Consider the following 15,958-nt stretch of genomic DNA (forward strand, 5'->3'; position numbering starts at 1 on the left):
TCGTATGTGCTTGGTGGCTCACATCGACATTGGCGGTTCCAATGTACCTAGCCATGCGACCAAGCCCAGGATCGCTGCTGCCAAGCTCAATTCGAGTATGAGGCTTAGACGTAACTCTCGCCACGCGAGAACGGTCCCGTCGGGTTCGATTGCTGCATGCAGCGCGGGAGTCAGCCGGAACCGATTCAGTGCCGCGAGCACGAGCATCCCGCAAAACAATGCGATTTTTAGAATTAGCAATTGCCCATAGCTTGTGCGCGGCAGCATGCCGAGATTGGACCAGCCGACGAGATAGACACCATTGATCAGCCCGCTGCCAATGATGGCCGCAACGATAAGTGTGCCGGCCGATGCAAATCTGGCCAGGGCATGCTGTGTCGCCGCTGCGTCGCGCGCTGCCCAGACCATATAGCTCAGTGCGACGAGCGCGCCGAGCCAAGCGCCCGCTGCCAGCAGATGCGCTAGATCGCCCAGGAACTGTACTATCCCGGCGTTCCCTTCGCCAGCGGAACCGTGCCCTGTCCACGCTAGCGTGCCGAGCGCGATCGCCCCGAGCACCGCGACGGGGACTGGCGGTGCTTTGATGAGTGCGCTGATCGCAACCGCGGTGAGCGCAGCCATTCGCACGGCCCACGCCGTGCCCATCGGCGTGTCAGACACCATCATGACGATTGACGCGCGATCGACTTGGAGAAGCGAGACGCCCGCCATCGATGCGGTCATCGCCGCGATCGACAGGGCCGAAAGCGCTATTCCGAGCACGGCGAGGAAGCCGAGCACCCGGCGACGATGGGGAAAGTTTCCTCGCTCGCCCGGCGTATAAATTGCGAAGAAGGGTAAGCCGAACAGCAGCATCAAGTCCGCGTAAAGCGCGAACCGGATGCCGATGTAGAGCGGGTCACTCACCCGTTATTTGACCGAAAACGTAAACGTACCCTGCATCCGGTGCGTGTCCGCGCCCACCGCGTGCCAGGTCACCTGATAAGTGCCGACCGGGAAAGCGCGGCCGGCGACAAGCGTCAGCGTCTTGCCGTCCTCGCTCCAGTTTGACTTCAACCCTGAAAGTTTCATCGGCTGGTGGTTCGCCATTCCCGGCATCCCGGTCATGACCACTTCGGCCCCCGAGAATTCAGCCATGACCTTCTCGTTAAAGTTGAGCGAGATAGTGGTCGGTTTCACGACGCTGGCATTGGCGGCCGGAGTCGACGCTACGAGATGGGTATGCGCCAGCGCTGCGTTGCTCGTTGCAAAGGCAGCAAGGGCGAACATGGCGGCGCGAAAGCGATTGATCATGGCAGGCTCCTCAGTTGGGTCGCTATGCATACGCGTCGCAACGACCAACCCCTCATAGTGGTCGATTGAGGGGAACGCGGGCGAGCGCCGTATAGTATGATCGGGCCGGAGGACGATTATGAGCGATGTCGAAGATTTGGTGATCCAGCTGGGTCAAATGCCCGTGCCGCCACAGCTTGCGACGATCGACGGGGCAATGCTCGCCGATGTGGCGGCGGCACGCGCCGGTGATCTTCGTCGGCCGATTGCGTTTGCTACCATTTTTGCACTCGTTGTCGGGATGGCCGGTGCCGGGTTACCGACCGAGCCGGCGTCGGCGCAAGGCTCGCTGACACCCTTTGCAGCCAATTCCCCACTCATGCCTTCGACGTTGCTTGGACAAACGCCGTGACCGCGGTGCGCCGTGCCGCGATTATCGGGGTCATCGCGTTTGTCGCTGCAATCGCCGGTGTTTTTATCGGACGAGTTTTGCTTCCAGCACCGTCGCACACGGGTGCCGAACTTCACGCCTTGTTGCACGACAAGCTTACGCTTGATGCTCAACAGCATGCGAAGCTCGACGCCCTTGAAGCAACATTTTCGGTTCGCCGCAAAGCGCTCGAACTCGAACTGCGTGCCGACAACGCCCGGCTCGCCGAAGCAATCGAGACCGAGCACGGCTTTGGTCCGCGTGTCGCCGCAGCTGTCGACGCCTGCCACGTGACCATGGGGAAGTTGCAGAAGGTAACGCTCGAACATGTTTTTGCCATGCGATCGCTCCTGAGGCGCGACCAGACGGCAGTGTTCGACCAGGCTGTGGTCAAGGCGCTGACCGCTGACGCGCAGTGACGCTTGCGCTTGATGACGCGTCTGACGGGGAATTGGTCGCGTTAGCACGCAGGGGTGTCCAAGCCGCCTACCGCGTGCTCGCCGAACGCCACCGTGAGGCCGTCTACCGGCTGGTCCGCAGTGCAACCGGCGACGCCGACGAAGCGATGGATATCACCCAGGAAACATTGATCGCCGCATTCGGTGCGCTCGATCGCTTTGACACCGCGCGTCCATTCCGTGCCTGGATCGCGCGGATTGCGCTCAACAAGGCGCGCGACTGGGGACGACGACGCGCAGTGCGGCGGTTGTTCAGCCTGGGAATGCCTGACCACGTCGGTCATTCAATCCCCGACGAGGCTGTAGGGGCAGACCGTACCGCCGAAGACCGGGAGAGGCTGACGCGCGTCGCGGCTGCTATTGCTACTTTGCCAGCGCGACTGAAAGAAGCGCTGTTGCTCCGGACGATCGAGGACATGTCGCAAGCCGAGGTCGCAGCGACGCTGGGGGTGAGCGAAAAGACGGTCGAGACCCGCCTGTATCGTGCGCGCCAGAAACTGAACGAGGCTTTGAGGGAAGACGGGCCGCGCCGCGTATGACTCGCATGACACCAAGCGAACTCTCAGCAACCCTCCCTGTAATCGATCGTCGCGCGCTGCTGCGCGCGGGGGCTGCGGTCGGCGGCACTGCTGCGCTGGCCGGGTGGTTCCCGGCCTGGGCGCAATCTGCGTCGACGGGCATTATTGCGCCACTGCCAACTGTGAGCGGTTCCGATGTCACCCTGCGGATTGCGCGGCAGGCGATGCGGATCGACGGCAAGCCGTTCCGCGCCATTGGCATCAACGGAACCGTACCGGGACCGCTTATCCGGTTGCGTCAGGGCCAAAAAGTCCGGCTGTCTGTGTCGAACGAGCTTGACGTTGACTCCTCGATCCACTGGCACGGCTTGCTCGTCCCGTTCCAATATGACGGGGTGCCCGGCGTCAGCTTCCCGGGGATCAAGCCGCGCTCGACCTTTGTCTATGAATTCCCGGTCAATCAGGCGGGCACCTATTGGTATCACAGCCACTCGGGCTTCCAGGAGCAAGAGGGCCTTTATGGGCCAATTGTTATCGATCCCGAGGGCGTCGATCCCATCGGTTCGGACCGCGAGCATGTTATTGTGCTGTCGGATCACAGCCCATTGTCGCCCGAAGCAATATTCCGGAACATGAAGGTCAATCCAGGCCACTTCAACATGCAGCGCCAGACGCTCGGCGGGTTACTCGCCGGGCGGGATCAGCCGATCAAGGATCGGATCGATTGGGGCAAGATGCGGATGGACCCGACCGACATCGCCGACACAAACGGATCGACTTATTCGTTTCTCGTCAACGGCCACGGTCCACGCGACAACTGGACGGCCCTGTTCAAGCCCGGCGAGCGCGTTCGCTTCCGCATCATCAACGCCTCGGCGATGACGTTTTTCAACGTCCGCATTCCAGGTTTGCGGATGACAGTCGTACAGGCCGACGGTCTGAACGTTCGCCCGGTCGAGGTCGACGAGTTCCAGATCGGCGTTGCCGAGACCTATGACGTGATCGTGACGCCAAGTGACAACCGGGCCTACACGTTCGTCGGCGAGGCGGCCGACCGTTCCGGCATGGCGCGTGCGACGCTTGCGCCGCGCGCAGGTATGGTCGCCGAGGTACCGCCGCTTCGCAAACGTCCGCTTGCCAACATGACAGACATGGGCATGGGCGACATGAGCGGCATTGACATGTCGGGTGGTTCGATGGCCGGGATGGATCATGCGGCGATGGGGCATGGTGCCGCGACGATGGACATGTCGGCACCCGCTCCAGCGCCAGACGCGGCGATGCCGGAAATGGACATGTCGGGGGCAGCGCCCGCCGCCGGGGCGATGGCGGGCATGGATCACGGTAGCATGAAGATGCGCGACTTTTCGGCCGCGCCACAGGTGAAACGCGATCCCGGCGTGCAGACGATTTCGCCGATGCCGATGGATCGCACTGGCGAGCCGGGTCAGGGTCTGCAGGACATCGGCCACAAGGTGCTGACGTACCGCGACCTGATGGCGCTCGACCGCAACCCGGATGTGCGCGCCCCTGACCGGTCGCTCGATCTACATCTGACCGGGAACATGGAACGCTTCATGTGGTCGTTCGATGGCGTGAAGATGTCCGACCATCATGCGCCAATTCCCTTTATCGAAGGCGAGCGGGTGCGGGTGAACCTCATCAACGACTCTATGATGAGCCACCCGATCCATCTGCACGGGCATTTCTTCGAACTAGTGACGGGGCACGGCGACCACGCTCCGCGCAAGCACACTGTGATCGTGCAGCCTGGCGGCAAGGTGACATTCGACGTGACGGCCGATGCCGTCGGCGACTGGGCATTTCACTGCCACCTGCTCTACCACATGGCGGCGGGCATGATGCGTGTCGTCAGCGTCCGTCCGCGCGGCGAAGCCGCGTGAGTCGCGTCATCGCCTTTGCTCTGGCTGCCTCGCTCGGTGCGACTTCACCCGCGCTAGCCCAGAGCATGTCGGGGATGGACCATGGTTCGATGCCGGGCATGAAAATGCCTGCGCCCAAAGCTGTGACCAAACCGCGCAAGCCCGTAGCTCCCAAGCCGCAGGCAAAGCCGGTCAAACGCGCTCCTGACAAGGGACCCTCATCGCCCGCTCCCAAAGCGGATGACATGAGCGGGATGGATCACGCGACCATGCCCGGAATGGACATGTCGGGTGATAACGCGGCCGCATCATCGCCGCCGGTGGACGGTGTCGCAACCGGCCAGGGCGCGATGCCCGACATGGCCAAAAGCGGCACCGATCTGCCCGCAGGTAACGCGCCCGCGCCCGCGCCGCCTTCTGATCATTATGCGACGCGCATTTTCCCCGCCGCCGACATCGAACGGTCGCATCGGCAAATGATGAACGAGAGCGGTGCGCAGACGTTCGGCTTCGTTATGTTCAACCTCGCTGAGTATCAGCCCCGTCGCGGGCAGGATGGCTTCCGATGGGACGGTGAGGGCTGGTATGGTGGCGACATCAACCGCTTTACGATCAAGACCGAAGGCGAGGGCCGGTTCGGAGAAGGGGTCGATGAAGCCGAAGTGCAAGCGCTCTACAGCCGCGCCATCGATCCCTATTTCAACGCGCAGGTCGGCATCCGCCAGGATCTCGGGCGCGGGGCACGACGCACCTATGCGACCGTGGGCTTTGAAGGTCTTGCACCCTATTGGTTCGAGGTCGGAGGCGCGCTGTTCCTGTCAGACAAGGGCGACGTGCTTGGGCGTCTCGAAGGCTATTACGACCAGCGCCTCACTCAGCGGCTGATCTTGCAGCCTCGCGTCGAGCTGAATTTTGCAGCGCAGGATGTGCCATCGAGCCGGATCGGCGCGGGGCTGTCCACAGCCGAGGTCGGCTTGCGGCTTCGCTACGAGATCAAGCGCCAGTTCGCGCCCTATCCGATGGCGAGAACCCCACCAGCGCGGGCCTCGTTGCCGGCATTCGATTCTGGTTTTGATATTACCGCGTTGCAGGCTGGCCCATCCGGCGCTGCGACTGGTTACGACAGGCGGGGGCCCCGACGAAGGAACGATCAATGAAACTGACCTACACAATTGCCGCGATTGCGGCATTCGCACTGGCGACCCCGGCGCTCGCACACGAGCACAAGCACGCTAAGCCGGCTAAACCCGCTATGTCGGGTATGGCAGGCATGGATCATTCGATGATGATGAATGACCCGTCGAACCCCTATGCGAAGTCCGAGATGGACATGCATATGAAGATGATGATGGCCAAGGCGGGTGACGCTTCCGAAAAGTGGACCCGTAAGATGATCGAGCATCATCGTGGTGCCATTGCCATGTCGCGTGTTGCACTCGCCCAGGCATCCGACGCCGATACCAAGCGGATGGCACAGATGACCATCGACATGCAGGAAAAGGACATCGGCGAGCTTCAGGGCTGGCTCAGCAGCCACGGCAAACCTGCTCAATAGGAAGGAACAGGAGCTGAAACTACGTCGCCAACGGATCCACATGATTGCCAGCCGCCTTCACAAATGGCTGGCGCTCGTCATCGGATTCCAGCTGATTCTGTGGTTTTCCAGCGGCGCGCTGATGAGCTTTCTTTCGATCGACAAGGTGCATGGCGACCATCTTGTTGATCGCAAGACCGTGACGGCAATCCCGCAGAGTGTTCCTCTTGCCGACGTCAACACGGTGCTGCGCAGCGCTGGCGGCGACGCTGAAAGCGTGACGGTTCGCGTTGTGCTCGGCCGACCCGTTTTCGAGGTCGCAACGAAGAGCGGGATCAAGCTGTTCGACGGATCGACCGGATCGGCGCTCCCCTTTGTGACAGCGGCACAGGCGAAGAAAATTGCCGACACCGCCTGGATCGGCACGGGCCATCCCACGTCGACAACCGAACGCATTACGACCGAGAGTACCGAATATCGTGGTTTACTCCCGGCATGGCGTGTAGCTTTTGCCGACGCCGACCATACCCGCGTGTTTGTGACCGGCACAGGCAGAATCGCCGCCGTCCGCACAGGAACGTGGCGGCTCTACGACTTTTTCTGGGGCCTCCACATCATGGATTGGTCGAACCACGAAAACTTCAACACATGGTGGCTGCTCGCCTTTGCCCTTGGCGGTTTGACCCTCGGGCTCGCCGGCACGGTCCTTCTGCTCATGCGCTGGCCGTTTCGGCGTAAGCGAGCCACTTACGGTGGCTCACCCGCACGAACCGACAGCTAAATCCGTCCATTGCCGATAGAACAGCGTCATTGCTTTGAGATTGTCGAGATTTCCGCAGTGGTGCCCTTCATGGTAAACTCGAATGCGACTTTATCGCCGACGGCCAAGCCCTTGAGCTGTTCCGGCTTCGCACCAAATCCCATCGTCATGGCGGGCCACTGCAGCTCGGGAACGGGGCTGTGATCCAGCGTGATCTTGCCTGTCGCAGTATCGATTGCGGTAACCGTTCCTGTGGCCTTGCCCGTTTTGGATGCGGTCGACATCTCCATGTTCGCCATCGCGTTTGAGGCGGTCGGTGTCGCAGCTTGCTCGGCAGGCTTGCTGCATCCGGCAACAACAAGAAGCGCGGGCAGTGCAACGATAGTCAGGACTTTGGTCATAACAGTTCTCCTTAGCTTTGCGGGATGGAATTAGGGCGCGGTCGCCGCATCAGCAGATAGGCCGCCGGGATGATAAGCATCGACAGTAGTGGCGCGGTAATCATGCCACCGATCATTGGCGCGGCGATCCGACTCATGACTTCGGACCCGGTGCCGGTGCCGATCAGGATCGGGAACAGCCCGGCGAGGATGACAGCGACCGTCATTGCTTTAGGTCGCACGCGGAGCAGCGCGCCTTCGCGGACGGCGGCTTCGACGTCCTCAGGCCGATGCTCCGCCAACGCGTGCTTGAGGTAGATGAGCATGACCACGCCGAACTCGGCTGACACGCCCGCCAGCGCGATGAATCCGACGCCGGTTGCGACCGACTGGTTATAGCCGAGCAGATAGAGCAGCCAGACCCCGCCGGTGAGCGCAAACGGCAAGGTCGCCATAATGAGCGCGGCTTCATCCCAACGCCGGAAGGTCGCGTAGAGCAGCGCGAAGATGATCAGCAACGTGGCGGGCACGACGATCGTCAATCGTTGCGTCGCGCGTTGGAGAAACTCGAATTGGCCCGTGTAGGCAACACTGATGCCGGGCGGCAACTTAACCTTCTGTGTAATCGCGCGTTGCAGGTCACCAACGATATCGGTGAGCGCGCGGCTACGCCCGTCGATATAGACCCAGGTGGCAGGACGGCCATTTTCGCTGCGGAGCATTGGCGGGCCGTTGGTGATGCGGACATCGGCCACAGTCCCCAGCGTGATTTGCTGACGCGAGGGCGTCAGGACCGGCAGATTGACGATCTTATCGAGGCTGTCGCGGACTTCGCGCGGGTATCGAACGCTGATGGGGTAGCGCGCCAGGCCTTCGACGGTCTGTCCGACCGCTTCGCCGCCGATGGCCCCCGATACGATGCCTTGTACGTCAGCGACGTTGAGGCCGTACCGCGCGGCGGCGGCCCGATTGATATTGACGTCGATATAGCGTCCGCCGGAAAGCCGTTCGGAGAGCGCCGAGCTGATGCCCGGCACGGTCTTCGCCACCGCTTCAATCTCGCGCGCAGTGCGGTCGATGTCGCCGAGGTCGGCGCCGGACACCTTGATGCCGATCGGGCTCTTAATACCGGTCGCCAGCATGTCGATGCGGTTGCGGATCGGCGGTATCCAGAAATTGGCGAGGCCGGGGACTTTGACGGTTTTGTCGAGCGCTTCGATCAATTTGCCCTGCGTCATCCCCGCGCGCCATTCGCTTTTGGGTTTGAATCGGATCGTCGTCTCGAACATTTCGAGCGGCGCAGGGTCGGTGGCGGTATCGGCGCGGCCGGCTTTGCCGAACACGCTTTCGACTTCGGGCACTGTCTTGATGAGCCGGTCGGTCTGTTGAAGCAGCATCGACGCCTTGGCGGTAGAAATGCCCGGTAATGCCGAGGGCATATAGAGCAGATCGCCTTCGTTCAGTTGCGGCATAAACTCGCCGCCGGTCTGACTTATCGGCCAAAGGCTCGATGCGAACACCAATCCCGCAATGAGGAGGGCTTGCTTGGGTTTGGCCAGCACCCAGTCCAGCGCGGGGCGGTAGATGCGCGTGAGGAAACGATTGATCGGGTTGCTCTGTTCGGCGGGTATCTTGCCACGGATCAGCCACCCCATGAGCACAGGGACAAGCGTGATCGAGAGCAGCGCCGCGCCCGCCATCGCATAGGTCTTCGTGAAGGCGAGCGGCGCGAACAGTCGGCCTTCCTGACCCTGCAACGAGAAGATGGGGATGAACGAGAAAGTGATGATGAGCAGGCTGAGAAAAAGTGCAGGTCCGACTTCGGCTGCCGCATCGGTGATGACGCGCCAGCGTTCTGCACCTTTGAGTTCGGTATCAGGGTGATCGTGCGCCCAGCGCTCGAGATGCTTGTGGGCATTCTCGATCATGACGACGGCCGCATCGACCATCGCGCCGATTGCGATCGCAATGCCGCCGAGTGACAGGATGTTTGCGTTCAGCCCTTGAACCCGCATCACGAGGAACGCGATCAGGATACCGAGCGGCAGCGTCAACACCGCAACCAATGCCGAGCGGACGTGCCAAAGGAACAGCGCGCAAACCAGCGCGACGATGGCAAATTCCTCGAAGAGCTTGCCGGTCAGGTTTTCAACCGCGCGGTCGATCAGGCCCGAGCGGTCATAGGTCGTGATGATCTCGACACCGGGCGGCAGGCTGGCCTTGAGTTCGGCCAGCTTGGTGCGCACCCCTTCGATCACCTCGCGGGCATTCTTGCCTTGGCGCATCACGATGACGCCGCCTGCGACTTCGCCTTCGCCGTTAAGCTCGGCGATACCGCGGCGCATGTCAGGGCCGACTTGAACGGTGGCGACATCGCCAACTGTCACGGGAATGCCGCCTGCGGTTTTCAGCGGGACCGCGCGGAAGTCGTCGAGTGTTTTGAGATAACCGGTTGCGCGGACGATATATTCGGCTTCGGCCATTTCGACGACACCGCCGCCGGTCTCCTGATTGGCGCGCTTGAGGGCATCGCTGACATCGTTCGCCGTGACGCCGTAGGCGGCGAGCTTTTGCGGATCGAGCACCACCTGATATTGTTTGACCATCCCGCCGATGCTGGCGACCTCAGCGACGCCCGGGACCGATTTCAGTTCATAGCGCAGGAACCAGTCCTGGATGCTGCGAAGTTGCGCGAGATCGTGGCGGCCGGTCTTGTCGACCAGCGCATATTCGTAGATCCAGTCGACGCCCGTGGAATCGGGGCCGAGTGAGGCGGTCGCGCCTGCGGGCAAACGGCCCTGCACCTGACTGAGATATTCGAGCACGCGGCTACGTGCCCAATAAAGGTCGGTGCCATCCTCGAACAGCACGTAGACAAAGCTATCGCCGACGAACGAATAGCCCCGCACGACGCGCGCGCCGGGAACCGACAGCATCGTCGTGGTGAGCGGATAGGTAACCTGGTTCTCGACGATCTGGGGCGCTTGTCCCGGGTAGGTGGTGCGGATGATGACCTGCACGTCCGACAGATCGGGCAGTGCATCAACGGGCGTGGTCCGCGCTGCGCCGATGCCGATGATGGTCAGCACCAGCGCGGCGACAACGACCAGCCCACGTGCTTTCACAGAAGCGCGGATGATGGCTTCGATCATTTTGCGCCACCCAGCGGACGGACGGCAATGCCGGTCAAGCTCGCCTCGGAGTCGAGCAGGAATTGCCCCGAGGCGACGACCTGTTCGCCTTCGCGCAAGCCTTCGAGGATTTCGGTCTGGCCGCCACCCTCACGGCCTGTACGCACTTCGGCGGGGTGGTAGCGTCCGTCCTTCGATGCCAGCATGACGATCGTGCGCGTACCGGTACGGATCACGGCTTCGCTGGGAACCAGCAATGCCGGACGGGCATCGCCGCCAAGACCGACCTGCGCGAACATGCCCGGCCGCAACCGGCCACCACGATTGGCGAGCTCGATCCGAACTGTCAGCGTGCGGCTATCGGTTTGGGCAGTCGGCAAGATAGCGATCACGCGCCCGCCGAACGTCTCGCCTGGAAAAGCAGTCAATGTCGCCGTCGCACTTTGACCGACGCGAACGGCCCCGGCCTGGGCTTCGGGCACGGCGGCGTTCAGCCAGACGGTTCCGAGGCCGGTTACCTGTGCAAGGGTTTGGCCCATGGCGAGCGTCACGCCGGCGCGGGCATCGAGCGTCTGGATGACGCCACTGATGGGGCTTGTGATCGTGACGGTGCCGTTCGTGCGTCCGCTGCGTTCGACACCCGCAATCACGCTATCGGACATGCCGAGCAGACGGAGTCGTTGCCTGGCAGCAGCAGTGAGCGATGGATTGCCAATCCGCCGCACGCTCAGAAACTCGGTTTGCGCGCCGCCCCATTCGGGAAGCTGGACATCGGCAACCGGCGCGCCAGCCCCGATCACATCGCCGGGCGCGCGGGCATAGACGCGTTGGACGAACCCGCCCGAGCGCGCCTGAACGACCGCGACGTCACGCTGGTTGAACTCGATGTTGCCCGTGACATTGAGGGTCGATGCCAGCGTGCCGGTCTTGGCAGCCACCACACGGATGCCGAGATTCTGCATCGCCGAAGAGTCGATGCTCACGCCGGGTGCAGCTCCTGGCCCAGCGCCGTCGGCGTATTTGGGCATCAGCTGCATGTCCATGAACGGCGATTTACCCGGCTTGTCGAACTTCTGGTTCGGGAACATCGGGTCGTAATAATAGAGGATCTTGCCCCCCGGCCCGGTCGCCTCAGTCGCTGCAGTGCCACCGCCGCGCTGCGTGCCGAGCCAATATCCACCGCCGCCTGCAAGGACGACAGCGATTAGTGCCACGGCGCGCAACCGCGCCGCCCGTGTTGCTTCGATGCTCATCGGTCGTCCCCCGCATAGGTGATGTTGATCCGCACGGCATCGCGCGCGACCTCGGCTTCACGGTCGAGCAGATCGACGTCGGCTTCGGCAACCGAAAGGGTGGCAAGCAGCGCGGTGCCCAAATCTGTCTTGCCAGCCGCATAGCTGTCGCGGTCAAGCGTGGCGCGCTGGCGGGCCAGTGGCACGAGCGTATTGCGCGCATTTTCGAGGCGTTGGTGGTGCATCGCATGTTCGGCGAGATCAGCGTCGAGCGCGGCTGCCCATTCGCGTTCTGCGGCTTCCCGGTCAAACCTCGTGCGGGCAGCCTCGCTCGCCGCCGCCGCAATCTTTGGGTCCTGGCGACGCTTGGCAAAGAGCGGCAGGTCCATGCTGACCCCCACCGACACAAGATCACCAAAGGCTGGTTCGCGGCGGCCATAAGACGCGCTCACGGTCCAGTCGGGATGCTTGTCGGCGCGCGCAAGTCCGGTCTGTGCTTCCGCCGACAACGTCGCTGCATCGCGGGCGCGGAGCGCGGGCAAGGCGCCAAGCGATGCTCGCAGCCGGGCACCATCCACCATCGGTGCCGGTGGGTCGCCCGCTGTTTGGGGATCGGGGTCGCCGGTGAACCGGACCAGCTTGGCTCTGGCGCGCGCGATTTCCGATACAAGCGTTGCGCGGCGGTCGATGACTTGGGCGCGGAGCTGAGCTGGTTCGAGGGCCTGTGACGGTCGCGCGCTGCCAGAGGCGAGACGCGCGCTAACGGTCTTTTGCAGATCATCAAGGCTCGCATCGAGTGTCTGCAGCAATGCGAGACGCTTTTGCCCATAATAGACGTCGATCCATGCCAGTGCGGTCTCGAGCTGCACCGCGCGGGCTTCGATCAGCCGATCGGCTTCGGCCACTCCAATGCCCGCTGCTGCCAGTGCTGCGCGGGCACGGCGCTTAGCCGGATTGGTGAATTGCTGGCTGACGCCGATGGTAGTCATCGTGAAATTGTCGCGGTTGAACTGGCCTGCGTCAGGTCCCGTCACCGGAAAATCCTTCAGCCCGACATCAAGCGTCGGATCAGGGAGCCGGTCGGCAGCGATCGCCGATGAGCGCGCCGCCGCGACACTCGCATCCCGCCCGCGCAGGCTTGGTGCTTCGCTCGCCCGCTTCAGTGCGGCGTCGAACGTCATCGGCTCGGCAAACGCCGCGCCCGTCCCAAGCGGGACGATGACTGCAAACGCAGCCATCCAGAACATTTTCATTGTGCAACCCCTTGGTTGAAGCGAACACGCGAAGGGGCGGCCAGGTCAGCCGCCCACTTCGCTTCGTTTCAGCCAAGCAGAGAAGGAGGGTCGGGGTCGGGCGCGATCTCGCGCCCGGTCAGCACCGGCGTCGCAGGCCATGTTGGCGCGATGGTCATGGGCATGGGTGATACAAAGAGATCGGGGTGCGTGTCGATCGCCGCGACGGTCGAACAGCCTGCCATGGCAAAGCAGCCTGCCGTCATATCCTTGCAGGGCGCTTTGTTCTTGCCTGCACCTGCCATCGCATCGCAGTCGGTCATGCCGGCCATCGGACTGGCTTGAGCCTTCATCATGGCATCGCATGGCGCCGAAGCATGCGCGACGCCCTGACCCGCAAGGCCGATAACGACCGCGAGAAGCAAGAAGTGACGGATAAGCGTCGCGAACATGGTGTTTGAGTGCGCTGGCGCATCGCTAAAGTCAATTCTCAGAAGAAACGACGTCAGTTCGGCTCGGTCGCAGGCTTGGCGCTAGAGCTTCACCGGGCGGTCGCTGGCTTGCTCTGACGACCGATTTAAGTCACCGACAAATTGCCGAAATTGTCGCTTTTGGGACCCACCCCCGAGCGGAGACTACCGCCATAACCAGAAACGCTGCAATGGCCCGATCATTGTCCGGCGGTTTTTCAGACGGGCAATGTCAGTTAGCAGATCTTCGCCAACTAATTTCAAGTTCGAGATGGCCTACCGGCAGCCTCGCCGAGTTAGTGTGCCGCTGACTAAAGTCGGATATTCGTTCGCGTCAATCAACGGCCAATACATCGCAATTGCCGAAAGGTCGTGGCGAATTTTCATATCGAAAACCATTCACCACAATCACCAGTATTTCGAGATCGCCCGAAACTGCTCGATCGCCTGTTGCGGGCCTTCGCCTTCCTCCGCGTGGACGAGGCAATGATCGATGTGATCGTTGATCAGCGCGCGCTTGGCACTGGCGATAGCGTTTTCGACCGCCTGCAACTGCTGGGCAATATCGACGCAGGGCCGCTGCTCCTCGATCATGGTGACGATGCTGCGGAGGTGGCCGGTTGCCCGGTTGAGACGTTTGACGATCGCCGGGTGGCTGGTGTGCGCTGTATGAGCCATCCCTCGACTCTGACATGCCATCGCTAACCTGTCCATGATATCCCCCAGGGGGGATAGACATGGGAGCATAAGCAAGTGATATGCGGCCTATGCTCGCTGTCCTGGCCAACCGTACCTATCGCCACCTTTTCCTTGCGCAGATCATTGCATTGATCGGCACGGGGCTCGCGACTGTGGCGCTCGGGCTGCTTGCCTATGACATCGCCGGTGGCGACGCGGGTGCCGTGCTGGGCACGGCACTGGCGATCAAGATGATCGCTTATGTCGGCGTGGCACCGATCGCGGGAGCTTTCGCCAACAAGGTGCCGCGCCGGGCGCTGCTCGTCGTTATGGACGTGATCCGTGCCGCCGTTGCGCTCTGCCTGCCGTTCGTCACGCAGGTCTGGGAAGTCTATGTCCTGATCTTCGTGCTGCAATCGGCATCGGCCGCCTTCACGCCGACCTTCCAGGCGACGATCCCCGACGTGTTACCGGAAGAGCGCGACTATACGCGGGCGCTGTCGCTATCTCGGCTTGCGTACGACATGGAAAGCCTGACCAGCCCAATCCTGGCCGCGGCGTTGCTCACCGTCATCAGCTTCCATTGGTTGTTCGCCGGGACCGCCGTCGGCTTTGTCGCTTCTGCACTGCTGGTGGTCTCGACCACCCTGCCGCGACCCAAGGCGGTCGAAGACGCAGGCGGCATCTACGACAAGACGACACGCGGGACACGCATCTATCTGAAGACGCCCCGCCTGCGCGGGCTGCTCGCGCTGACGCTGGCGGCGGCGGCAGCGAGCGCGATGGTGATCGTCAACACCGTGGTGATCGTGAGGGGGCTTGGGCTTAGCCAGCGCGACGTTGCGCTGACGCTGGCGGCATTCGGCGGCGGGTCGATTACGGCGGCACTCACCCTGCCGCGCATCCTCGACCGCGTCGGCGATCGCACCGTGATGATCGCTGCCGCTACACTGATGGCGCTAGCGCTCGCCGCGATGGCGCTGGTCACCGCCACGATGGGGAAGGCCGACAGCTATTGGTATATGCTGATTGCTGGGTGGATCGTCATGGGCCTCGCTTATTCGGCGAGCGTCACGCCGTCCGGGCGGCTATTGCGCCGATCCGCCAATGCGGAAGACCGCCCCGCATTGTTCGCGGCGCAGTTCGCACTCAGCCACGTCTGCTGGCTGCTCTGCTATCCGCTGGTCGGGCAGCTTGGCGCGCGGGTCGGCATGGCGACCGCGTTCGGCGCGATGGCGGCTATCGCGGCGGTCGGCACGCTGGCGGCGATCCGGCTGTGGCCGGCGAACGATCCCGATCTGGTGGCGCACGATCACCACGACCTTCCCGCTGGCGACCCGCACCTCAAAGAGCACGAGAGCGGCGATCATGCCTTTGTGATCGACAAGCGTCACCCGCACTGGCCCAAGGCATGAGTGCGTTTGCCTTGCCGCAACGCAGCACTCCGCTTAGACTGCTGAGCGTGCTGCTCGTTCGACCTCGATCTGCCCCTTGGGGGTTCCTGCTCGCGTTGATCGCGCTGATGACGATGAGTGCCGTATCGACATGGCACAATGCCAGCGTTCACGACGACGATGCGATCCACGCCGTTTCGATCTCACACGATCATGAGAAACAGGATTCGAGCGACCCCGACGGCGCCGTGCACCTTACTGCGCACATGGTCGGGCAGAGTCTCGCAGTGCCTGATACAGCCGTCGCGCCGATCTATGAGGCGTCATTCACGACCAACTGGTCGGTGCCGCGTTCAGCCCTTAAAGCTGGCATCGACCCGACATCGTTGCTGAGACCACCTAAGGCCTGATCACTGCCGCGCGCTGGGGCGCGCCCGAGTCCAACTCGTGCAAGGATCACATCTCTATGACTGGCTTTATCAGCCGGCGGCGCCTTGCGGCGCTGTTCGGCGGACTCGCGAGCGTGACGCTGGCGGGTCCGGCGTGGGCAGACCCCGCGCCACCTTTCGCTCTGTTGCTCAAGCAA

General features: G+C 62.6%; 16 protein-coding genes and 1 pseudogene. 9 read left to right on the top strand and 8 right to left on the bottom strand.

The window, feature by feature from the left end; all coding sequences use genetic code 11:
* Window positions 1-18 precede the first annotated feature (18 nt).
* Both copD and copC read right to left on the bottom strand, forming a co-directional pair.
* A complete protein-coding gene (copD, locus tag B7Y43_RS12720; protein ID WP_374132027.1) occupies window positions 19-906 on the bottom strand; it encodes a copper homeostasis membrane protein CopD in 888 nt (295 codons plus the stop codon).
* A 3-nt stretch (window positions 907-909) separates the two neighbouring features.
* Window positions 910-1,293, bottom strand: coding sequence for a copper homeostasis periplasmic binding protein CopC (gene copC, locus B7Y43_RS12725; RefSeq protein ID WP_374132028.1), 384 nt, complete (start codon window positions 1,291-1,293; stop codon window positions 910-912).
* Window positions 1,294-1,411: 118 nt separating this feature from the next.
* Between copC and B7Y43_RS12730 the strand changes: the two genes are divergently transcribed.
* The 7 genes and pseudogenes from B7Y43_RS12730 to B7Y43_RS12760 all read left to right on the top strand — a co-directional run bounded on the left by B7Y43_RS12730 (window position 1,412) and on the right by B7Y43_RS12760 (window position 6,876).
* Window positions 1,412-1,684 carry a hypothetical protein gene (locus B7Y43_RS12730; RefSeq protein WP_374132029.1) on the top strand — a complete coding sequence of 91 codons (273 nt, stop codon included), beginning with the start codon at window positions 1,412-1,414 and terminating at the stop codon, window positions 1,682-1,684.
* A complete protein-coding gene (locus tag B7Y43_RS12735; RefSeq protein WP_374132030.1) occupies window positions 1,681-2,121 on the top strand; it encodes a periplasmic heavy metal sensor in 441 nt (146 codons plus the stop codon). The genes B7Y43_RS12730 and B7Y43_RS12735 overlap by 4 nt, the downstream gene beginning before the upstream one ends.
* A complete protein-coding gene (locus tag B7Y43_RS12740; protein WP_374132031.1) occupies window positions 2,118-2,699 on the top strand; it encodes an RNA polymerase sigma factor in 582 nt (193 codons plus the stop codon). Before B7Y43_RS12735 ends, B7Y43_RS12740 begins: the two co-directional genes overlap by 4 nt.
* A gap of 5 nt (window positions 2,700-2,704) precedes the next feature.
* Window positions 2,705-4,582 (top strand): copper resistance system multicopper oxidase, encoded by a 1,878-nt coding sequence (locus B7Y43_RS12745; RefSeq protein WP_374132032.1) that lies wholly within the window; start codon window positions 2,705-2,707, stop codon window positions 4,580-4,582.
* Window positions 4,579-5,636 (top strand): annotated as a pseudogene (locus B7Y43_RS12750) (copper resistance protein B). Before B7Y43_RS12745 ends, B7Y43_RS12750 begins: the two are co-directional and overlap by 4 nt.
* 78 nt (window positions 5,637-5,714) lie before the next feature.
* Entirely contained in the window at window positions 5,715-6,116 is a 402-nt protein-coding gene (locus B7Y43_RS12755) for a DUF305 domain-containing protein (protein ID WP_374132033.1), read from the top strand.
* A gap of 40 nt (window positions 6,117-6,156) precedes the next feature.
* The gene (locus B7Y43_RS12760; protein ID WP_374132034.1) at window positions 6,157-6,876 is read left to right on the top strand and encodes a hypothetical protein; all 720 of its coding nucleotides are present in this window, start codon (window positions 6,157-6,159) and stop codon (window positions 6,874-6,876) included.
* 26 nt (window positions 6,877-6,902) lie between these two features.
* Here B7Y43_RS12760 and B7Y43_RS12765 read toward each other — a convergent pair whose 3' ends face one another.
* From B7Y43_RS12765 to B7Y43_RS12790, 6 genes are all read right to left on the bottom strand, one after another.
* Window positions 6,903-7,256 (bottom strand): copper-binding protein, encoded by a 354-nt coding sequence (locus B7Y43_RS12765; RefSeq protein ID WP_374132035.1) that lies wholly within the window; start codon window positions 7,254-7,256, stop codon window positions 6,903-6,905.
* An 11-nt stretch (window positions 7,257-7,267) separates the two neighbouring features.
* Window positions 7,268-10,387, bottom strand: a complete 3,120-nt coding sequence (locus B7Y43_RS12770) for an efflux RND transporter permease subunit (RefSeq protein WP_374132036.1) — start codon at window positions 10,385-10,387, stop codon at window positions 7,268-7,270.
* Entirely contained in the window at window positions 10,384-11,619 is a 1,236-nt protein-coding gene (locus B7Y43_RS12775) for an efflux RND transporter periplasmic adaptor subunit (protein ID WP_374132037.1), read from the bottom strand. The genes B7Y43_RS12770 and B7Y43_RS12775 overlap by 4 nt, the downstream gene beginning before the upstream one ends.
* Complete coding sequence (locus B7Y43_RS12780; protein WP_374132038.1) at window positions 11,616-12,851, bottom strand: TolC family protein; 1,236 nt, start codon at window positions 12,849-12,851, stop codon at window positions 11,616-11,618. Before B7Y43_RS12780 ends, B7Y43_RS12775 begins: the two co-directional genes overlap by 4 nt.
* Window positions 12,852-12,919: 68 nt before the next feature.
* Window positions 12,920-13,282 carry a hypothetical protein gene (locus B7Y43_RS12785; protein ID WP_374132039.1) on the bottom strand — a complete coding sequence of 121 codons (363 nt, stop codon included), beginning with the start codon at window positions 13,280-13,282 and terminating at the stop codon, window positions 12,920-12,922.
* A gap of 426 nt (window positions 13,283-13,708) precedes the next feature.
* Entirely contained in the window at window positions 13,709-13,978 is a 270-nt protein-coding gene (locus tag B7Y43_RS12790) for a metal-sensing transcriptional repressor (RefSeq protein WP_374132040.1), read from the bottom strand.
* Between the two features lie 89 nt (window positions 13,979-14,067).
* On the opposite strand from B7Y43_RS12790, the gene B7Y43_RS12795 reads away from it, so the two are divergent.
* Window positions 14,068-15,393, top strand: coding sequence for an MFS transporter (locus B7Y43_RS12795; RefSeq protein ID WP_374132050.1), 1,326 nt, complete (start codon window positions 14,068-14,070; stop codon window positions 15,391-15,393).
* Entirely contained in the window at window positions 15,390-15,782 is a 393-nt protein-coding gene (locus tag B7Y43_RS12800) for a hypothetical protein (protein ID WP_374132041.1), read from the top strand. Before B7Y43_RS12795 ends, B7Y43_RS12800 begins: the two co-directional genes overlap by 4 nt.
* Window positions 15,783-15,958 lie beyond the last annotated feature (176 nt).

The organism is Sphingomonas sp. 28-62-20 (assembly GCF_002281505.1).